The 16,448-nt window shown below is 73.3% G+C and carries 11 protein-coding genes and 5 pseudogenes; 9 read left to right on the top strand and 7 right to left on the bottom strand.

Annotated elements, in window-relative coordinates; all coding sequences use genetic code 11:
- The 6 genes and pseudogenes from B1205_RS17575 to B1205_RS33050 all read left to right on the top strand — a co-directional run bounded on the left by B1205_RS17575 (position 1) and on the right by B1205_RS33050 (position 7,558).
- Positions 1-1,711: pseudogene (locus B1205_RS17575) on the top strand (acetyl/propionyl/methylcrotonyl-CoA carboxylase subunit alpha).
- Positions 1,712-1,830: 119 nt separating this feature from the next.
- Positions 1,831-3,270: a GuaB1 family IMP dehydrogenase-related protein gene (locus B1205_RS17570; RefSeq protein WP_089156598.1), complete on the top strand. Its 1,440-nt coding sequence runs from the start codon at positions 1,831-1,833 to the stop codon at positions 3,268-3,270.
- A 52-nt stretch (positions 3,271-3,322) separates the two neighbouring features.
- Positions 3,323-3,850 carry a MarR family winged helix-turn-helix transcriptional regulator gene (locus tag B1205_RS17565; RefSeq protein WP_254910019.1) on the top strand — a complete coding sequence of 176 codons (528 nt, stop codon included), beginning with the start codon at positions 3,323-3,325 and terminating at the stop codon, positions 3,848-3,850.
- On the top strand, positions 3,844-5,577 hold the full coding sequence (locus B1205_RS17560) for an ABC transporter ATP-binding protein (RefSeq protein WP_089156597.1): 1,734 nt from the start codon (positions 3,844-3,846) through the stop codon (positions 5,575-5,577). Before B1205_RS17565 ends, B1205_RS17560 begins: the two co-directional genes overlap by 7 nt.
- Positions 5,574-6,571 (top strand): annotated as a pseudogene (locus B1205_RS33055) (ABC transporter permease); the annotation flags it as partial. The gene B1205_RS17560 and the pseudogene B1205_RS33055, both read left to right, overlap by 4 nt.
- Positions 6,572-7,558: an ABC transporter ATP-binding protein gene (locus B1205_RS33050; protein WP_369597306.1), complete on the top strand. Its 987-nt coding sequence runs from the start codon at positions 6,572-6,574 to the stop codon at positions 7,556-7,558. It begins immediately after the preceding pseudogene.
- A 32-nt stretch (positions 7,559-7,590) separates the two neighbouring features.
- Here the strand turns inward: B1205_RS33050 and thrS are convergent, their stop codons facing one another.
- Both thrS and B1205_RS17545 read right to left on the bottom strand, forming a co-directional pair.
- Positions 7,591-8,808 carry a threonine--tRNA ligase gene (thrS, locus tag B1205_RS17550; protein ID WP_089156596.1) on the bottom strand — a complete coding sequence of 406 codons (1,218 nt, stop codon included), beginning with the start codon at positions 8,806-8,808 and terminating at the stop codon, positions 7,591-7,593.
- 219 nt (positions 8,809-9,027) lie between these two features.
- A complete protein-coding gene (locus tag B1205_RS17545; protein WP_089156595.1) occupies positions 9,028-9,306 on the bottom strand; it encodes an excalibur calcium-binding domain-containing protein in 279 nt (92 codons plus the stop codon).
- Between the two features lie 265 nt (positions 9,307-9,571).
- Here B1205_RS17545 and B1205_RS17540 point away from each other — a divergent pair, with 265 nt between their 5' ends.
- Entirely contained in the window at positions 9,572-10,180 is a 609-nt protein-coding gene (locus tag B1205_RS17540) for a DedA family protein (RefSeq protein WP_089157065.1), read from the top strand.
- Positions 10,181-10,192: 12 nt separating this feature from the next.
- Here the strand turns inward: B1205_RS17540 and B1205_RS17535 are convergent.
- Positions 10,193-11,541: pseudogene (locus tag B1205_RS17535) on the bottom strand (NAD(P)H-quinone dehydrogenase).
- A gap of 99 nt (positions 11,542-11,640) precedes the next feature.
- Between B1205_RS17535 and B1205_RS17530 the strand changes: the two are divergent.
- The gene (locus B1205_RS17530; protein WP_089156594.1) at positions 11,641-12,096 is read left to right on the top strand and encodes a gamma-glutamylcyclotransferase; all 456 of its coding nucleotides are present in this window, start codon (positions 11,641-11,643) and stop codon (positions 12,094-12,096) included.
- Positions 12,097-12,170: 74 nt separating this feature from the next.
- On the opposite strand, the gene B1205_RS31740 is transcribed toward B1205_RS17530, so the two are convergent.
- From B1205_RS31740 to B1205_RS17510, 4 genes and pseudogenes are all read right to left on the bottom strand, one after another.
- Positions 12,171-12,683 carry a GNAT family N-acetyltransferase gene (locus B1205_RS31740; RefSeq protein ID WP_254910068.1) on the bottom strand — a complete coding sequence of 171 codons (513 nt, stop codon included), beginning with the start codon at positions 12,681-12,683 and terminating at the stop codon, positions 12,171-12,173.
- A 491-nt stretch (positions 12,684-13,174) separates the two neighbouring features.
- Positions 13,175-13,898, bottom strand: a pseudogene (locus B1205_RS17520) (SCO6745 family protein).
- Between the two features lie 43 nt (positions 13,899-13,941).
- Positions 13,942-14,868: a hypothetical protein gene (locus B1205_RS17515; protein ID WP_089156592.1), complete on the bottom strand. Its 927-nt coding sequence runs from the start codon at positions 14,866-14,868 to the stop codon at positions 13,942-13,944.
- The gene (locus B1205_RS17510; RefSeq protein WP_089156591.1) at positions 14,861-15,490 is read right to left on the bottom strand and encodes an MBL fold metallo-hydrolase; all 630 of its coding nucleotides are present in this window, start codon (positions 15,488-15,490) and stop codon (positions 14,861-14,863) included. The genes B1205_RS17515 and B1205_RS17510 overlap by 8 nt, the downstream gene beginning before the upstream one ends.
- Positions 15,491-15,614: 124 nt before the next feature.
- On the opposite strand from B1205_RS17510, the pseudogene B1205_RS17505 reads away from it, so the two are divergent.
- A pseudogene (locus tag B1205_RS17505) lies at positions 15,615-16,448 on the top strand (DUF4349 domain-containing protein); the annotation flags it as partial.

Below are 16,448 nucleotides of genomic sequence, written 5' to 3'. Positions count from 1 at the left end.
GTGCGCAAGGTTCTCATCGCCAACCGCGGCGAGATCGCCGTTCGCGTCATCCGCGCCTGCCGGGACGCCGGGCTGGCGAGCGTCGCCGTCTACGCGGACTCCGACCGGGACGCCCTGCACGCCACGCTCGCCGACGAGGCGTACGCCCTGGGCGGCGACACCGCCGCGGACAGCTACCTGCGGATCGACAAGCTGATCGACGTGGCCGTGCGGGCCGGCGCGGACGGGGTGCACCCCGGCTACGGCTTCCTCTCCGAGAACGCCGACTTCGCCCAGGCCGTCCTCGACGCCGGCCTGACCTGGATCGGCCCCACCCCGCAGGCGATCCGCGACCTGGGCGACAAGGTGACCGCCCGGCACATCGCCCAGCGTGCCGGCGCGCCACTGGTGCCCGGCACGCCGGACCCGGTGGCCGACGCCGACGAGGTGACCGCCTTCGCCACCGAGCACGGCCTGCCGGTCGCCATCAAGGCGGCCTTCGGCGGTGGTGGCCGGGGCCTCAAGGTGGCCCGCACGCTGGCGGAGATTCCACACCTGTTCGAGTCGGCCACCCGGGAGGCGGTCGCCGCGTTCGGCCGGGGCGAGTGCTTCGTCGAGCGCTACCTCGACCAGCCCCGCCACGTCGAGGCGCAGGTGCTGGCCGACCAGCACGGCAACGTGATCGTCGTCGGCACCCGGGACTGCTCGCTCCAGCGCCGGCACCAGAAGCTGGTCGAGGAGGCCCCCGCGCCGTTCCTCACCGACGCCCAACGCGCCCAGATCCACGACAGCGCCAAGGCGATCTGCCGCGAGGCCGGCTACCACGGCGCCGGCACGGTCGAATACCTGGTGGGCGTGGACGGCACCATCTCCTTCCTGGAGGTCAACACCCGGCTCCAGGTGGAGCACCCGGTGACCGAGGAGACCGCCGGCATCGACCTGGTCCGCGAGCAGTTCCGGATCGCCGACGGCGAGAAGCTGCGCCTCACCGAGGACCCGACGCCGCGCGGGCACGCCATCGAGTTCCGCATCAACGGCGAGGACCCGGGCCGCAACTTCCTGCCCGCCCCGGGCACCGTCACCGCGTTGCGGCTGCCCACCGGCCCCGGCGTGCGGGTGGACACCGGCATCTCGGCCGGCGACGTGATCGGCGGCAACTTCGACTCGCTGCTGGCGAAGGTGATCATCGTCGGCGAGACGCGTACCGAAGCGTTGGAGCGGGCCCGACGGGCGCTGGACGAGATGGTGGTCGAGGGCATGGCCACCGCGCTGCCCTTCCACCGGCTGGTGGTCCGCGACCCGGCGTTCACCAGCGAGCCGTTCACCGTGCACACCCGGTGGATCGAGACCGGGTGGGACAACACCGTCCCGGCGTTCACCGCCGCCGCCGGCACCGGCGAGGTCCCGGCCGAGCGCGAGACCGTCGTGGTCGAGGTGGGCGGCANCGGCAGCCGTGCCCGCCGCCCGGAAGCCGGCCCGCCGTGGTGGCGGGGGCAGGGCGGGCACCGCGGTCAGCGGCGACACGCTCACCTCACCGATGCAGGGCACCATCGTGAAGATCGCCGTGGCGGACGGCGACACGGTCGCCGAGGGCGACCTCGTCGTGGTGCTGGAGGCGATGAAGATGGAGCAGCCGCTGCACGCGCACAAGGCCGGGACGGTGGGCGGGCTCGCCGCCGAGGTGGGCGCCGTGATCACCGCCGGCGCGGCCATCTGCACCATCGAAGGTTAAGGAAGGGCCCCCGCTTAACGCCTCCGGTATAGGCGGGGGCCCCTCTTAACTCCTGGCGCGACGGGTGGTCTGGGCCACCAGCGGCGGCGGGAAGCGCCGGGAGCGGGAATGATGGCCGGGTGCGGTTCCTTCACGGCGCGGTCCCCGCGCACGACCTGACCTACAACGACGTCTTCATGGCGCCCAACCGCTCGGAGGTGGGCTCCCGGCTCGACGTCGACCTCGCCACCACCGACGGCACCGGCACCACCATCCCCCTGGTGGTGGCGAACATGACCGCCGTCGCCGGCCGGCGGATGGCGGAGACCGTCGCCCGGCGCGGCGCGGTCGCGGTGATCCCGCAGGACATCCCGATCGAGGTCGTCGCCAACGTGGTCGGCTGGGTCAAGCAGCGACACCTGGTGCACGACACGGCGATCACGCTCGGCCCGACCGACACCGTCGGGGACGCCATCCACCTGCTTCCGAAGCGGGCGCACGGAGCGGTGATCGTGGTCGACGCGGACGGCCGACCGGTGGGCGTGGTGACCGAGGCGGACACCGTGGGGGTGGACCGCTTCGCCCAGCTCCGGCATGTGATGTCCACCGAGTTGCACACCGTCCCCGCGGACGCGGACCCGCGTACCGGATTCGATCGGCTCTCGGTGGGCCGGCGGCGGCTGGCCCCGGCGGTGGATGCGGATGGTCGTCTGGTCGGGGTGCTGACCCGTGCGGGCGCGCTGCGCGCGACGCTCTACAAGCCGGCGGTCGACGACCGGGGCCGGCTGCGGGTCGCGGCCGCGGTGGGCATCAACGGCGACGTCACGGGCAAGGCCGCCGCGCTGCTGGAGGCCGGGGTGGACGCGCTGGTCGTGGACACCGCGCACGGCCACCAGGAGCGGATGATGCAGGCGTTGCGGGCGGTCCGCAAGCTCGACCCGTCGGTTCCGGTGGCGGCCGGCAACGTGGTCACCGCGGACGGGGTACGCGACCTGGTCGAGGCCGGCGCCGACATCGTGAAGGTCGGCGTCGGGCCGGGTGCGATGTGCACCACCCGGATGATGACCGGGGTGGGCCGCCCGCAGTTCTCCGCGGTGCTCGACTGCGCGGCGGCGGCCCGTTCGTTGGGCCGGCACGTCTGGGCCGACGGCGGCGTGCGCCACCCGCGGGACGTGGCGCTGGCGCTCGCCGCCGGCGCCTCGAACGTGATGATCGGCTCCTGGTTCGCCGGTACCTACGAGTCCCCCGGGGACCTCTACACTGACGCGGACGGCCGGCGCTACAAGGAGAGTTTCGGGATGGCCTCCTCCCGGGCGGTGAGCGCCCGGACGGCGGAGGACAGCGCGTTCGACCGGGCCCGCAAGGCGATCTTCGAGGAGGGCATCTCCTCGGCGCGGATGCACCTCGACCCCAACCGGCCGGGCGTCGAGGATCTGATCGACGAGATCGTGTCGGGGGTACGCAGCGCGTTCACCTACGCGGGCGCACGCAGCCTGGACGAGTTCCACGAGCGGGCGCTGGTCGGTGTGCAGAGCACCGCCGGCTACACGGAGGGCATGCCGCTGCCGACAAGTTGGTGAGCGTCCGAGGAATTAGTTTGGGCCCTGATGATTCGGGGTCTAATCTAAGTCGGTGAGCATAGGACCGCTCCTCCGTTTCCCCGACGCGCTCCACGACGCGCCGCTCGGCCGGCTGATCTCGATCGCCGGCCATGTCGTCGAGCAGTACTGGGGGCGCTACCTGGCCGAGCACCACGGCCTCACCTCCGCCGGCATGCGCGTCCTGATAGTCCTGGTACGGTCCGGCGGCATCTCGCACCGGGAGATGGCGGAATTGTGCTTCGTCCGGCCGGCCACCCTCACCGGCGTCGTCGACACTCTGGAACGTGACGGCTTCGTCAGCCGTCGGCGCAGCCCGGAGGACCGGCGAAGCATTCAGCTCACGCTCACCGACAAGGGGCATGAGCACGCGCGTACGATCATCGATCTGATCCACAGTGGCCAGCCGTTGACGTCGGTCGACGCCGACCCCGCCAAGCGAGCGGTGATCCGCGAATTCCTGACCGAAATCATCACTGGCATGTCCGACGGGGAGCTTCGTCGGTTGAACCGGGACAACGAGTCCGACACCGAATCACCCACGGGGAGGGGTCCGTGCTGATCCGTCTGCTCCGCACACATCTACGCCCGTACCGACGACTGCTGGCCGCCGTGGTGGCCCTCCAGTTCGTCGGCACGATCGCCTCGCTCTACCTGCCCAGCCTCAACGCCGACATCATCGACCAGGGCGTCGCCCGCGGCGACACACACGAGATCCTGAGTACGGGCGGATGGATGCTGGTGGTCAGCCTGCTCCAGATCGCCTGCTCGATCGCCGCCGTCTACCTCGGCGCGAAGACCGCGATGAGCTTCGGCCGGGACGTGCGAAGCGCCATCTTCGCGCACGTCAACCGCTTCTCCGCCCGCGAGGTCGCGCGGTTCGGCGCCCCCTCTCTGATCACCCGCAACACCAACGACGTCCAGCAGGTGCAGATGCTCGTGCTGCTGAGCTGCACCATGCTGGTGACCGCGCCGATCATGAGCATCGGCGGCGTGGTGATGGCGCTCCGCGAGGACGTCAAGCTGTCCTGGCTGATGCTGGTCTGCGTACCGGTGCTGACCGTCGCGCTGGGCCTGATCATCCGCCGGATGGTGCCCGGATTCCGACTCATGCAGACCCGGATCGACACCGTCAACCGGGTGATGCGTGAGCAGATCACCGGCATCCGGGTGGTGCGGGCGTTCGTCCGCGAGCCGTTCGAGACCGCCCGGTTCGGGGTGGCCAACGCCGACCTGACCGCGACCGGGCTGCGCATCGGTCGGCTCCAGGCCATGATCTTCCCGATCGTGATGCTGGTGCTCAACGTCTCCAGCGTCGCGGTGCTCTGGTTCGGCGCGGGCCGGGTCGACTCCGGCGAGATCCAGGTCGGCGCGCTGACCGCGTTCCTGGCGTACCTGTTGCAGATCCTGACGGCGGTCATGATGGCCACCTTCATGCTGATGATGGTGCCCCGCGCCGCGGTCTGCGCCGAACGCATCGAGGAGGTGCTGGGCACCGAGTCGTCGGTGGCGCCGGCGGCCGCGCCGATCACCGAGGTCACCGGCCGCGGCGAGCTGGAGTTGCGGGGCGCCGGCTTCCAGTACCCGGGTGCCACCGCGCCGGTGCTGCACGACATCTCGTTCCGGGCCGGGCCGGGCCGGACCACCGCGATCATCGGCTCCACCGGCGCCGGCAAGACCACCCTGCTGACGCTGATCCCCCGCCTGGTCGACCCGACCGCCGGCGCGGTCCTGGTCGACGGCGTGGACGTGCGGGAACTGGCCCCGGACGAGCTGTGGCGGCGGATCGGGTTGGTGCCGCAGCGGCCGTACCTGTTCAGCGGCACGGTGGCGAGCAACCTGCGGTACGGCAACCCGGACGCCACCGACGCCGACCTGTGGGCCGCCCTGGAGATCGCCCAGGCGCGCGACTTCGTCGCCGAGATGCCCGGTGGGTTGGACGCGCCGATCGCGCAGGGCGGCACGAACGTCTCCGGCGGGCAGCGGCAGCGCCTGGCCATCGCCCGCGCCCTGGTCCGCAAGCCGGAGATCTACCTCTTCGACGACTCCTTCTCCGCGTTGGACCTCGGCACGGACGCCCGGCTGCGGGCCGCGCTCCGGCCGGTCACCGCGGACGCGGCGGTGGTGATCGTGGCCCAGCGGGTCTCCACGATCGTCGACGCCGACCAGATCATCGTGCTAGAGGACGGGGGTGTCGTCGGTATGGGACGGCACGAGGAACTACTGGAGAGTTGCCCCACGTACGCCGAGATCGTGGCGTCCCAGCAGACCACGGCGGTGGCCGCATGAGCGCGGTCTCGCAGCAGCAGCGGGGCGAGCCGAAGCGGTTGCCCGCGGCCGGACAGCGCGCCCCCGGCGGCCCGCCGCACATGCGGATGGGCATGCCCGGCGAGAAGGCGATGAGCTTCGGGCCCTCCGCCCAGCGGCTGCTGAGGCGGCTGCGGCCGGAACGCTTCCCCCTCGCCGGTGTGCTGACGCTGGCCCTGACCGGCGTCGGGCTCAACGTGATCGGGCCGAAGGTGCTCGGCCACGCCACCGACCTGATCTTCAACGGGGTGATCGGCCGGCAACTGCCGGTCGGCACCGACACCGAGGCGGCGGTGGCCGCGGCCCGGGCCGCCGGCAACGACAACTTCGCCGACATGCTGTCCCGGATGGACGTGGTGCCCGGCGCCGGCATCGACTTCTCCCGGCTGGGCCGGGTGCTGGCGCTCGCGGTCGCGATCTACGTCGTCGCGAGCGTCCTGACCGGCGTGCAGGGCTGGGTGCTCAACGGCGTGGTGCAGCGCACCGTGCTGCGGTTGCGCGCCGACGTGGAGGAGAAGCTCAACCGGCTGCCGCTGCCCTACTTCGACAAGCAGCCCCGGGGCGAGCTGTTGAGCCGNTCCTCATCTCGCTGCTCACCGTCGTCGGCGTACTCGGGATGATGTTCTGGATCTCACCGCTGCTGGCCCTGGTGGCGCTGGTTGCGATCCCGCTGTCGGTGATCGTCACCGGCCAGATCGCCAAGCGGTCGCAGCGCCGGTTCATCGCCCAGTGGAAGCACACCGGTGAGCTGAACGGCCAGATCGAGGAGGCGTACACCGGGCACGAGCTGGTCAAGGTGTTCGGCCGGCAGAAGGAGGTCGAGGCCGCCTTCAAGACCAAGAACGACGAGCTGTTCCAAGCGAGCTTCGGCGCGCAGTTCGTCTCCGGGATCATCCTGCCGGCGATGTTCTTCATCGGGAACCTCAGCTACGTCGCGATCGCCGTGGTCGGTGGCCTGCGGGTGGCGTCCGGCTCGATGAGCCTCGGCGACGTGCAGGCGTTCATCCAGTACTCGCGGCAGTTCACCCAGCCGCTCACCCAGGTCGCGTCGATGGCCAACCTGCTCCAGTCCGGCGTGGCCTCGGCCGAGCGGGTCTTCGCCGTGCTCGACGCCGACGAGCAGACGCCCGACCCGGCCGAACCGGCGCGGATCACCGACCCGCACGGCCGGGTCGAGTTCGAACACGTCTCCTTCCGGTACGACCCGGACAAGCCGCTGATCGACGACCTCTCGCTGGTCGCCGAGCCGGGTCACACGGTGGCCATCGTCGGCCCCACCGGCGCCGGCAAGACCACCCTGGTCAACCTGATCATGCGCTTCTACGAGCTGGACGCCGGCCGGATCACGCTGGACGGGCGGGACATCACCACCATGCGCCGGGACGACCTGCGCGGCCGGATCGGCATGGTGCTCCAGGACACCTGGCTCTTCGGCGGCACCATCCGGGACAACATCGCCTACGGGCGGCCGGACGCCACCGAGGAGGAGATCCTGGCCGCCGCCCGGGCGACCTTCGTGGACCGGTTCGTCCGCAGCCTGCCGGACGGCTACGACACGGTGATCGACGAGGAGGGCAGCAACGTCAGCGCCGGCGAGAAGCAGCTCATCACCATCGCCCGGGCGTTCCTGGCCGAGCCGTCGCTGCTGATCCTGGACGAGGCGACCAGCTCGGTGGACACCCGCACCGAGGTGCTGCTCCAGCGCGCCATGGCGGCCCTGCGGTCGGACCGGACGAGCTTCGTCATCGCGCACCGGCTCTCCACCATCCGCGACGCCGACCTGATCCTGATGATGGAGCAGGGCCGGATCGTCGAGCAGGGCACCCACGACCAGCTCGTCGCCGCGGACGGCGCGTACGCCCGGCTCTACCGGGCGCAGTTCACCGGCGCTGCGGTCGAGGACGAGGTGCTGGCGCCGGCCACGGTCGGCATGCGCCCGGTCGGCGCGCCGGTCAGGAACTGACGTGGACGGGGNGGGGCGGGGCCGGGCCGGGGTCAGGCCGGCGGGAGCAGGTCGGCGGACCGGCTCGCGACCACGGCCCCGATCAGGCCCAGCGCCTCGGCCCCGGACATCGGAGCGAGGCCGCGCCCGTCGCGCAGGCGCAGCGAAACCGATCCGTCGGCCGCCTCCCGGGCGCCGACCACCCCGATGTACGGGACACGCCGGTGGGCCGCGTCCCGGATCCGGCCGCCCAGCGAGCCGCCGCTGTCGACCTCGGCCCGCAGCCCGGCGGCCACCGCCTCGCGGCACAGTCGTCGGGCCGCGTCGACCTGCGCCCCGTCCACCGGGAGCAGCAGCAGCTGCACGGGGGCGTACCAGGCCGGGAAGGCCCCCTGGTGCACCTCGATCAGGTAGGCGAACAGCCGCTCCATGCTGCCCACCAGGCTCCGGTGCACCATCACCGGCCGCTTCCGGCGCCCGTCCGCGTCGGTGTACGACAGGTCGAACCGCTCCGGCTTGTCGAAGTCGAGCTGGACGGTGGAGATGGTCGACTCGCGGCCGGCCGCGTCCACGATCTGGATGTCGATCTTCGGACCGTAGAACGCGGCCTCGCCGGGCGCCTCGACGACGTCCACCCCGTCGAGCGCGGCGCGGAGCAGACCCTCGGCCCGCGCCCAACCGGCGTCGTCGCCGACGTACCGCTGCCCCGGCCCGCGCACCGACAGGCGGAACCCGGCCGGCCGGACGCCGAGCGCGGCGTGCGCCTCGCCGATCAGCCGCAGGATCTCCCGGACCTCGTCACCGACCTGCTCCGGGGCGCAGAAGTTGTGCGCGTCGTTGAGCGAGATGGCGCGTACCCGGGACAGCCCGCCGAGCACGCCGGAGCGCTCCGCCCGATACATTCCGCCCAGCTCGGCGACGCGCAGCGGCAGCTCCCGGTAGGACCGGCCGCGGGCGGCGAACACCAGCGCGTGGTGCGGGCAGAGCGCCGGGCGGAGCACGAACTCGTCGTCGGCGCTCAGCCGCATCGACGGGAACATGTCGTCGGCGAACCAGCCCAGGTGTCCGGAGCGCTCGAACAGCTCCCGCTTGCCCAGCGGTGGCGAGTAGACGTGCCGGTAGCCGGCCCGGCGTTCCAGTTCCCGGACGTACTCCTCGACGGCGTGCCGGGCGGCCGCGCCGGCCGGCAGCCAGATCGGCAGGCCGGCGCCCGCGAGCGGGTCGGAGACGAACAGCTCCAACTCCCGGCCGAGCCTACGGTGGTCGATCATGTCGCTCTCCTTGATCGGGTACGACCCGGAGGCGAGCGGGCCCGGAACGCGGCGAGGCCCCGGAGCGGTTCGCCCCGGGGCCTCGTCGACGGAAACGTCAGTGCGGCGCGCCGGGAACACCCGGCGTCGTGGTCACCTCCGCGCTGCGCATGGCCCGACCGTACGGCCGGCACGCACGACGGCGCGACCGCATTTCCGGCCGGCGCCGCCCGCGTCCGGTCAGCGCTTCTCGCAGGCGACGCCGTCCTTGTCCCGATCGAGCTTGGTGTTCTTCGCGTACACGGCGTTGGACACGGTGAAGGTGGTGACCGGCTTGGTGCTGCCGCGCACCTTGTCCTTCGCGCCCTTCTTGGCGACGCCGTGCTTGTAGGTCTTGTTCAGCGCGGTGCAGTTCTTGTATGCCTTCGCCGCCGCTTCCGCCGGGCCGACCACGGCGACCGTGCCGCCGCCGACCGCCAGGGTCAGGGCGAGCACACCCCGGAGCAGGGTGGAAACCATCGAGAAGCCTCCTGTGCGAGGTTGCTGGTAGAGCCCAAGATCGTATCTGTGGAGGGCAACCAGGGAGGCGTGCTGTCGCAGGCCCGACAGCGGAAGGTGGGTGCGGGTCGCCGGCACGGGACCTGCCGGCGACCCGCGGCGGCCCGGCCATCGAGAACGGGGGGCCCGACGGCGCCGGTGCCGCGTCCTATCAACGGTACGCCGGTCAGCACGGTTCCTCCGCCCCGCCTTCCCGCCCTCGACGCACCCCGGCCGGGTGGCGCTCGTGGCTGACCTCGTCGCCGGCGTCGCGTCGCCGATGTGGGCGTACGCGCTGCTGCTGGCCCTGCTGATCGCCGACGCCTTCGTGCCGGTGGTGCCGACCCAGGTCGTCATGATCACCAGCGGCGCGCTGACCGTCTACGGCGGGCTCAGCCTGCCGCTCACCATCGCGGTCGGCGCGCTCGGTGTCTTCGTCGGCGACCTGGCCTGCTACCTGCTCGGTCGGTCCGCGCCGACCCGCCGGGCGCCCCGACCCGCGACGCCGGGACGGGCCCGCCAAGCGGTCACCCGGGCCACCCGCCGGTTGCGTGAGCCCGGGCCGCTGGTGATCCTGCTCTGCCGGTTCGTGCCCGGCGGACGGATGGCGGCCTGCTTCTCCGCCGGCCGCAGCCGCTACCCGTACCGCCTCTTCGTGCTCTACGAGGCGGCGGCGGCCACCGGCTGGGCCGGTTACGGCGCGCTCGTCGGCCACCTGGGCGGCACGGCGCTCACCCAGTCGGCCTGGCGGCTGCTGCTGGTCGGCGGCGTCGCGGCGGGCGGGTTCGCAGCGGCGGGCGCGGCGATCACCTGGATCAGCAGCCGCCAACCCCACCCCGAGACCCCGACCGACTGAGCCGGGGGCGGGTCACTCCAGCTCGTGGAGCATGAGCTGGCGGGCGGCCTCGGTGATGGAACCGGACAGGCTCGGGTAGATCGTGATGGTCTGGGCCAGTTCGTTGACGGTGAGGTTGTTCTCCACCGCCATGGTGATCGGCAGGATCAGCTCACTGGCCTTCGGCGCCACCACCACACCGCCGATCACCTGGCCGCTGGCTGGCCGGCAGAACAGCTTGACGAAGCCGTCGGCCAGGTCGTCCATCTTCGCCCGGGCGTTGCCGGACAGCGGCAGCATCACCTGGCGGGCCGGGGTCTTGCCGGCGTCCACCTCGTCCTGCGACACGCCGACCGTGGCCAGCTCCGGGTCGGTGAACACGTTCGCCGCGACGGTACGCAGCCGCAGCGGCCGGACCGCCTCGCCCAGCGCGTGCCACATCGCGATCCGGCCCTGCATGGCCGCGACGCTGGCCAGCGGCAGCACCCCGGTGCAGTCGCCGGCGGCGTAGACGCCCGGCACGTTGGTGCGGGACACCCGGTCGACCGTGACGTAACCGCCCCGGGCCAGCTCGACGCCGTACTCCGCCAGGCCCAGGTCGGCGGTGTTGGGGATCGAGCCGACCGCGATCAGCGCGTGCGACCCGGAGACCTGGCGGCCGTCGGAGAGCACCACCTCCACGCCGTCGCCGACCCGGCGGACCGCCTCGGCCCGGGAGTTGTTCAGGATGCTCATGCCCCGGTTGCGGAACACCCGCTCGATCGNGTGACCTGGACCCCCATGGCCAGGTACGCGCTCGCGAACTCGGCGCCGGTGACGCCGGAGCCGACCACGATCAGGTGCTCGGGCAGCTCGGGCAGGTCGTACACCTGACGCCAGGTCAGGATGCGCTCGCCGTCGGGCACCGCGGTGGGGAGCTGGCGCGGGGTCGCGCCGGTGGCGACCAGCACGGTCGCGGCGTCGATCGGGTACGCGGGGCCGCCGTCGACGGGGGTGACGACGACCTGGTGGGTGTGCCCGAGCTTGTCCTCACCGAGCCGCGCGGTCCCGGCGACGAACTCGACCCCGGCCTTGACCAGTTTGGTGTGGATGTCGGCGGACTGGGCCAGCGCGAGCCGCCGGACCCGCTCGTGCACCGCCCGGGCGTCGACCGTGACGGCCTCCAGTCCGTCGGAGTGCACCCCGAACTCCTCGGTGTCCCGATAGCCGGTGACCACCTCCGAGCTGGCGATGAAGGTCTTGGAGGGCACACAGTCGGACAGCACGCAGGCGCCACCGGCGCCCTCCGCCTCGACGACGGTGACATCGGCGTCCAGTTGGGCGGCGACCAGCGCCGCCTCGTACCCGGCCGGTCCACCGCCGATGATCACGATCTGGCTCACGGAGCCGTCCTTTCGCTCACAGTGACTTTCTTCTCCCGTCGCGTCCGACACGCACCGTCGTATTCTCCCCCACCCGCCGACCGGGCTATCGTCGTCGCCGTGCGTCTCTACGCCGCTTACGGCTCAAACCTGGACCCCGCTCGCATGCGCGCCTACTGCCCGCATTCGCCGATGGTGGGCATCGGCTGGCTGGAGGGATGGCGGCTGACCTTCGCGGGTGAGGACGTCATCGGCTGGGAGGGCTCGGTCAGCACCGTGGTCGAGTCCCCCGGTGACCGGGTCTTCGTCGCGCTCTACGACATCCACCCGTACGACGCCGCCCAGCTCGACGAGATCGAGGGCGTGACCGCCGGGACGTACCGCAAGCTGACCGTCCGCGTCTCGACGTTGGACGGGGACGTGACCGCCTGGGTCTACGTCTTCGACGGGTACGAGGGCGGGCTGCCGACGTCGTGGTACCTGTCGGAGATCGCGAACGCGGCGGAGAAGGCGGGCGCGCCGGACGACTACGTCACCGAGCTGCGGTCCCGCCCCACCGGCACCGCGACCGCGTAGCGCGTCTCCCACCCTGACAGTGTGCGCCGGGTGGCCGCCCGGCCGCTCGTCGACCCCGGCGCGGGGGTCGCGGGTCACACCCGCGAGGCGGACACGCTCCGCTCGTACACATCGGTCCACCGTTCCTCGATCAGCCCGACCGCACGGTAGAGGGTGACCGGCGCGGTGGGGTTGGCCAGGTCCACGCCGAGCCCGGCGGCGGTGCGGCCCTTCGCCGCGTAGACCGCGAACGCCCGGCGGAGCAGCGCCTCGCCCACCCCGCGCCGCCGGTACGCGGGCAGCACCGACAGCGTCCGCACCCAACCCGAGCCCCGCTCCAGCGCCTGGTCCGACGATTGCAGCGCGCCCGCCGGCTCGCCGTCGACCTCGGCCAGGAACCACTCGTCCCAGACCTTGCCGTACGACGGCAGCAGCTCCCGCCAGCGCGCGAAGTCGAGCGGATCGTGGTCGAGCGTGTCCCGGAAGGCGGTGTCGTAGATCCGGTGGAACAGCCGCAGGTCGTCCTCGTCGTCGGGACGCAGCGGACGGATCGTCACCCCGGGCGGCGGCGCCGGCTCGGCGGGCAGGTCGGCCAGCGGGCGGCTCATCCGGATGTACCGCTTGACCCGGGTGAAACCGGCCTCGGTCAGCTCGGCCGCCCAGCGGGTCTCCGGCGCGTACACGCCGGCGCGTGCGGTCAGCGCGGGCACGCCGCGCTCGGCGACCCGCTCGGCGACCCGGTCGAGCAGCCGCGCCAGCAGCGGGGCGCGCAGCTCGACGCCGCGGTCGGGGTCGACGAGCACGTCCACCCACTCCCGGCCGACGCCGCTCGGGTTGCTCAGGATCGACCAGGCCACGGCCGTGCCGTCCGGGTCGGTCACCAGCCAGGAGTCCCGGGCCGGGTCGACGAAGGGCGCGGTCAGCGCGTCCCGCACGTCGTCCGCGTCGAAGTCCGGGTGGCCCAGAGCGAACGTGTCGGCGGCGTGCACCACCGCCAGGATCGCGGGCACGTCGTCGAGCGTGGGGCGGCGGGCGGTCCAGCCGGCGGGGAGCGTCACGCGGCAGATCCTGGCAGCCGTACCCCCCGGACGCCTCCCAATTATCCGCCCCGGGCGTGCCGCCGCGCGGCGGTGAGCAGGGTGAGCAGTTCGGCGCCCTCGGCCGGACCGAGGACGCCGAACGCCCGGGAGACCAGGCGGTCGGTCACCGCCTCGGCCCAGAGCCGGCGCCGCNGGGTACGGCGGCGCCCAGCCGCAGGCGGCGGCGCCCGCCTCCCCCTCCGGCCCGGCCAGCACCGCCTCCAGCGGTGTCAGCCCGGACGCCCGCACGGCCAGCAGGTACGCCCCGGCGAAGTGCTCGCGCAGCAGCAGCAGGCCGACGGCCGCGCGGGCGCCCGGGGACGGATCCGGCACCGGCATAGCCCGCCAGGCGGCGAAGAGCGGCATCGCGCTGCCGTCCGCCGCGTCGACCACCCGGGCGACCAGAGCCGCGAGCCGGGCCGCCTCGGGGGCGTCGCCCAGCCGGTCCGCGCCCCACCGGCAGCACTCGGCGAGGTTCGCGGCGGCCACCTCCAGCGGCGGCACCGCCCGCGCCGCGGCGTCCCAGCCGTCCGCGACCGCCTCCGGGGCGATGAAGCCGAGCGTCGCGGTCACCGTCTCGGCGCGGACGTCGCCGAGCGCCCCGGCCCGCCCGGTGATGTAGAAGGCCCACCCGGAGATGCCGAGCAGCCGGGCCCGACGCAGCGTCGACGCGCAGCGGGAGAACGCCTCGCCGAGCTCCAACACCAACGGCTTGCACGCGGCGGCGACCTGCTCCGGAGTCACCGGCGACCCACCGTCGTCCGTCCACCGTGGCTGTTCATCACGGTCAGTCTGCCCGGTCGTCACCGGAGTCGGCATCCCCCTCTTCGGCGTCGAGCGCCTCGACCACGGCCTCCACCTCACCGGCCCGCCGCCGGGCGGCGGCGACCTCCCGCTCCGCGCCCCGGCGGGCCAGCCGGGACCGGCTCAGCTCCTGCTCGGCCACGGCCCGGCGGCGCTCCAGCTCGGCCAGCTCGGTCTCGATCCGGTCCAGCGTCGCGACGCCGTCCCGCTCGGCCGCGTCGGCCCCGGCCAGCTCCTTCTCGGCCCGGTCCAGGTCGGCGCGGGCCTTCGCCAGCTCGCGCAGGGCGGTCCGGCGCCGCTTGTCCCGCTCGGCCCGCGCCGCCCGCTCGTCGCGGGCCCGGCGCGCGTCGGCCCGCTCGGCCGCCCGATCGGGTACGACGGGTTGCTCCTCGCCGTCGGTCACCAACCGCAGCCGGGGGCGGGGCACCTCGCCGAACCCGGCGTAGTGACTGGCCCGCAGCAGCCGGCCGGCGCGTACCTGCTCGGCCACCTCGGTGTCGGAGAGCGCGGCGTGCAACGTCGCCTCCACCTCGCCCAGCGGCAGCTTGCCGGCCGGCGGCGCGGCGGGCTCGGCGGCGGCCAGCCGGCGTACCTCGGCCACCAGCGCGCCCACGACGGCGCGGCGCTGCGCGGAGAGTTCGCGGAGCTTGCCGCCGCGCAGGTCGCGCTGCGCGGCGCGCAGCGCCTCGGCGAGCTGGGCCAGATCGGCGACCAGCTCGGGCCGCCGGATCGCGAGCAGGTTGACCAACCAGGCCGCGACGGTGGGTCGGCGCAGCCGGCCGATCTCCCGGGCGGTACGCGGGTCGCCGGCCCTGCGCGCCTCGGCGACGGCGGCGTCGCGGGCCGCGACGAACCGGTCCGGCGGGGTGGCGTAGAGCCGCCGGACCACGTCTGCCGGGGCGTCAGGCATCGATCCGCGTGCCCGGCTCCAGACGGCGGTAGTCGGTGCCCGACAGCGCGGTGTACTGCCGGTCCAGGACCCCGAAGCCGTTGGCGTTGAGCAGCCCGTCGTGCAGCGCGTACGCCCGTCGTGGGGCGACCGCCCGGATGAAGTCGACCACCTCGGAGAACTTCGACCAGGGCGCGTGGATCGGCGCGAACAGCGTGTCCACCTGGACGTCGTCGGGGACGAAGAGCGCGTCGCCGGGGTGGTAGACCACGTCGTCGAAGAGGTAGCCCAGGTTCTCGATCACCGGGATGTCCGGGTGGATGACGGCGTGCCGGCCGCCGTACGCGCGCACCGGCACCCCGGCGGCGGTGAACGACTCCCCCGGTGCGACCACCGCGAGCGCCTCGGCGGCGTCACCGAGCGCGCCGGCCAGCGAGGCGGGGCCGTGCACCGGCACCGGTCGCCGCTGAAGCGCCCGGGTCAGCGCGGCCACGTCCACGTGGTCCGGATGCTCGTGGGTGATCAGCACCGCGTCCGCCCCGTCGAGCGCCTCGGACTCGCTGAAGACGCCGGGGTCGACGACCAGGACTCCCCCGTCGTGTTCCAGCCGGAGGCAGGAATGGGCGTACTTGGTGACCCGCATCGTGACTCCTCGATTATCGAATCGTGATGTCCTCAGCGCAGTCTGCCGGAACCGGCGCGGCGGCGCGTCGCGTCCGAGGTATCGGCCCGCGGTTCGCGGGACCGTCGAGGATCGGAGCGGGGAGATGCGCGGACGACGACTGCGGGGCGTGGCCCTGGCAGCGGTGGGATTGGCCACGGTGGTGGCCGTGGGGGCGTGCAGCGCGGGTGGGGACAGCGGCGGGAACTCGGCGGCACAGGCGCCGCAGGGCGCCCAGGACGGCAGGGACGCCGACGCGGCCGGCGAGCGGGCGGCGCCGGGCGGGACGGGCGGCGCCGACCTGCGGGTGGACCAGCGGTCCATCATCTACACCGGGACGATGCAGGTCCGGGTGGACGACGTGGACCGCGCGGCGCGGGAGGCGACCGCGGCGGTGACCGCGACCGGCGGCTTCGTCGGCGGTGACCGGCGGTCGAGTTCGTCGGCCGACGCACGCGCGGTGCTGACCCTGCGGGTGCCGGCGGACCGGTTCGCCGCGGTCATCGACCAGCTCGCCGGCTACGGGCGGCAGGAGCGCCGGGAGATCCGCACCGAGGACGTCACCGAGCAGGTGGTGGACCTGGACGCCCGGATCGCCACCCAGCGGGCCCGGGTGGAGAGCGCCCGCAAGCTGCTCGCGCAGGCCAGCTCGGTGGACCAGTTGGTCACGCTGGAGAACGAGGTGGGGACCCGGCAGGCGGACCTGGCCGCGTTGGAGGCCCGCAAGCGGCGGCTGGCCGACCTGACCGCGCTCTCCACCATCACGGTGACGTTCCTGGGCCGGGACGCGAGCACCGCCGACGAGGACGCCGACCTCGGCTTCCGCAGCGGGCTGGGCGGCGGCTGGGAGGTCTTCCTCACCTCGGTACGCGTGCTGCTCACGGTGCTCGGCGCGGTGCTGCCGTTCGCGGTGGTGATCGGCGTACCGCTGTGGCTGCTG

It is taken from the genome of Micromonospora sp. NBS 11-29 (genome assembly GCF_002140155.1).
Lineage (GTDB): Bacteria > Actinomycetota > Actinomycetes > Mycobacteriales > Micromonosporaceae > Micromonospora.
Note: the sequence above shows the minus strand (reverse complement) of the source record. Positions and strands in the feature narration are given on the sequence as shown.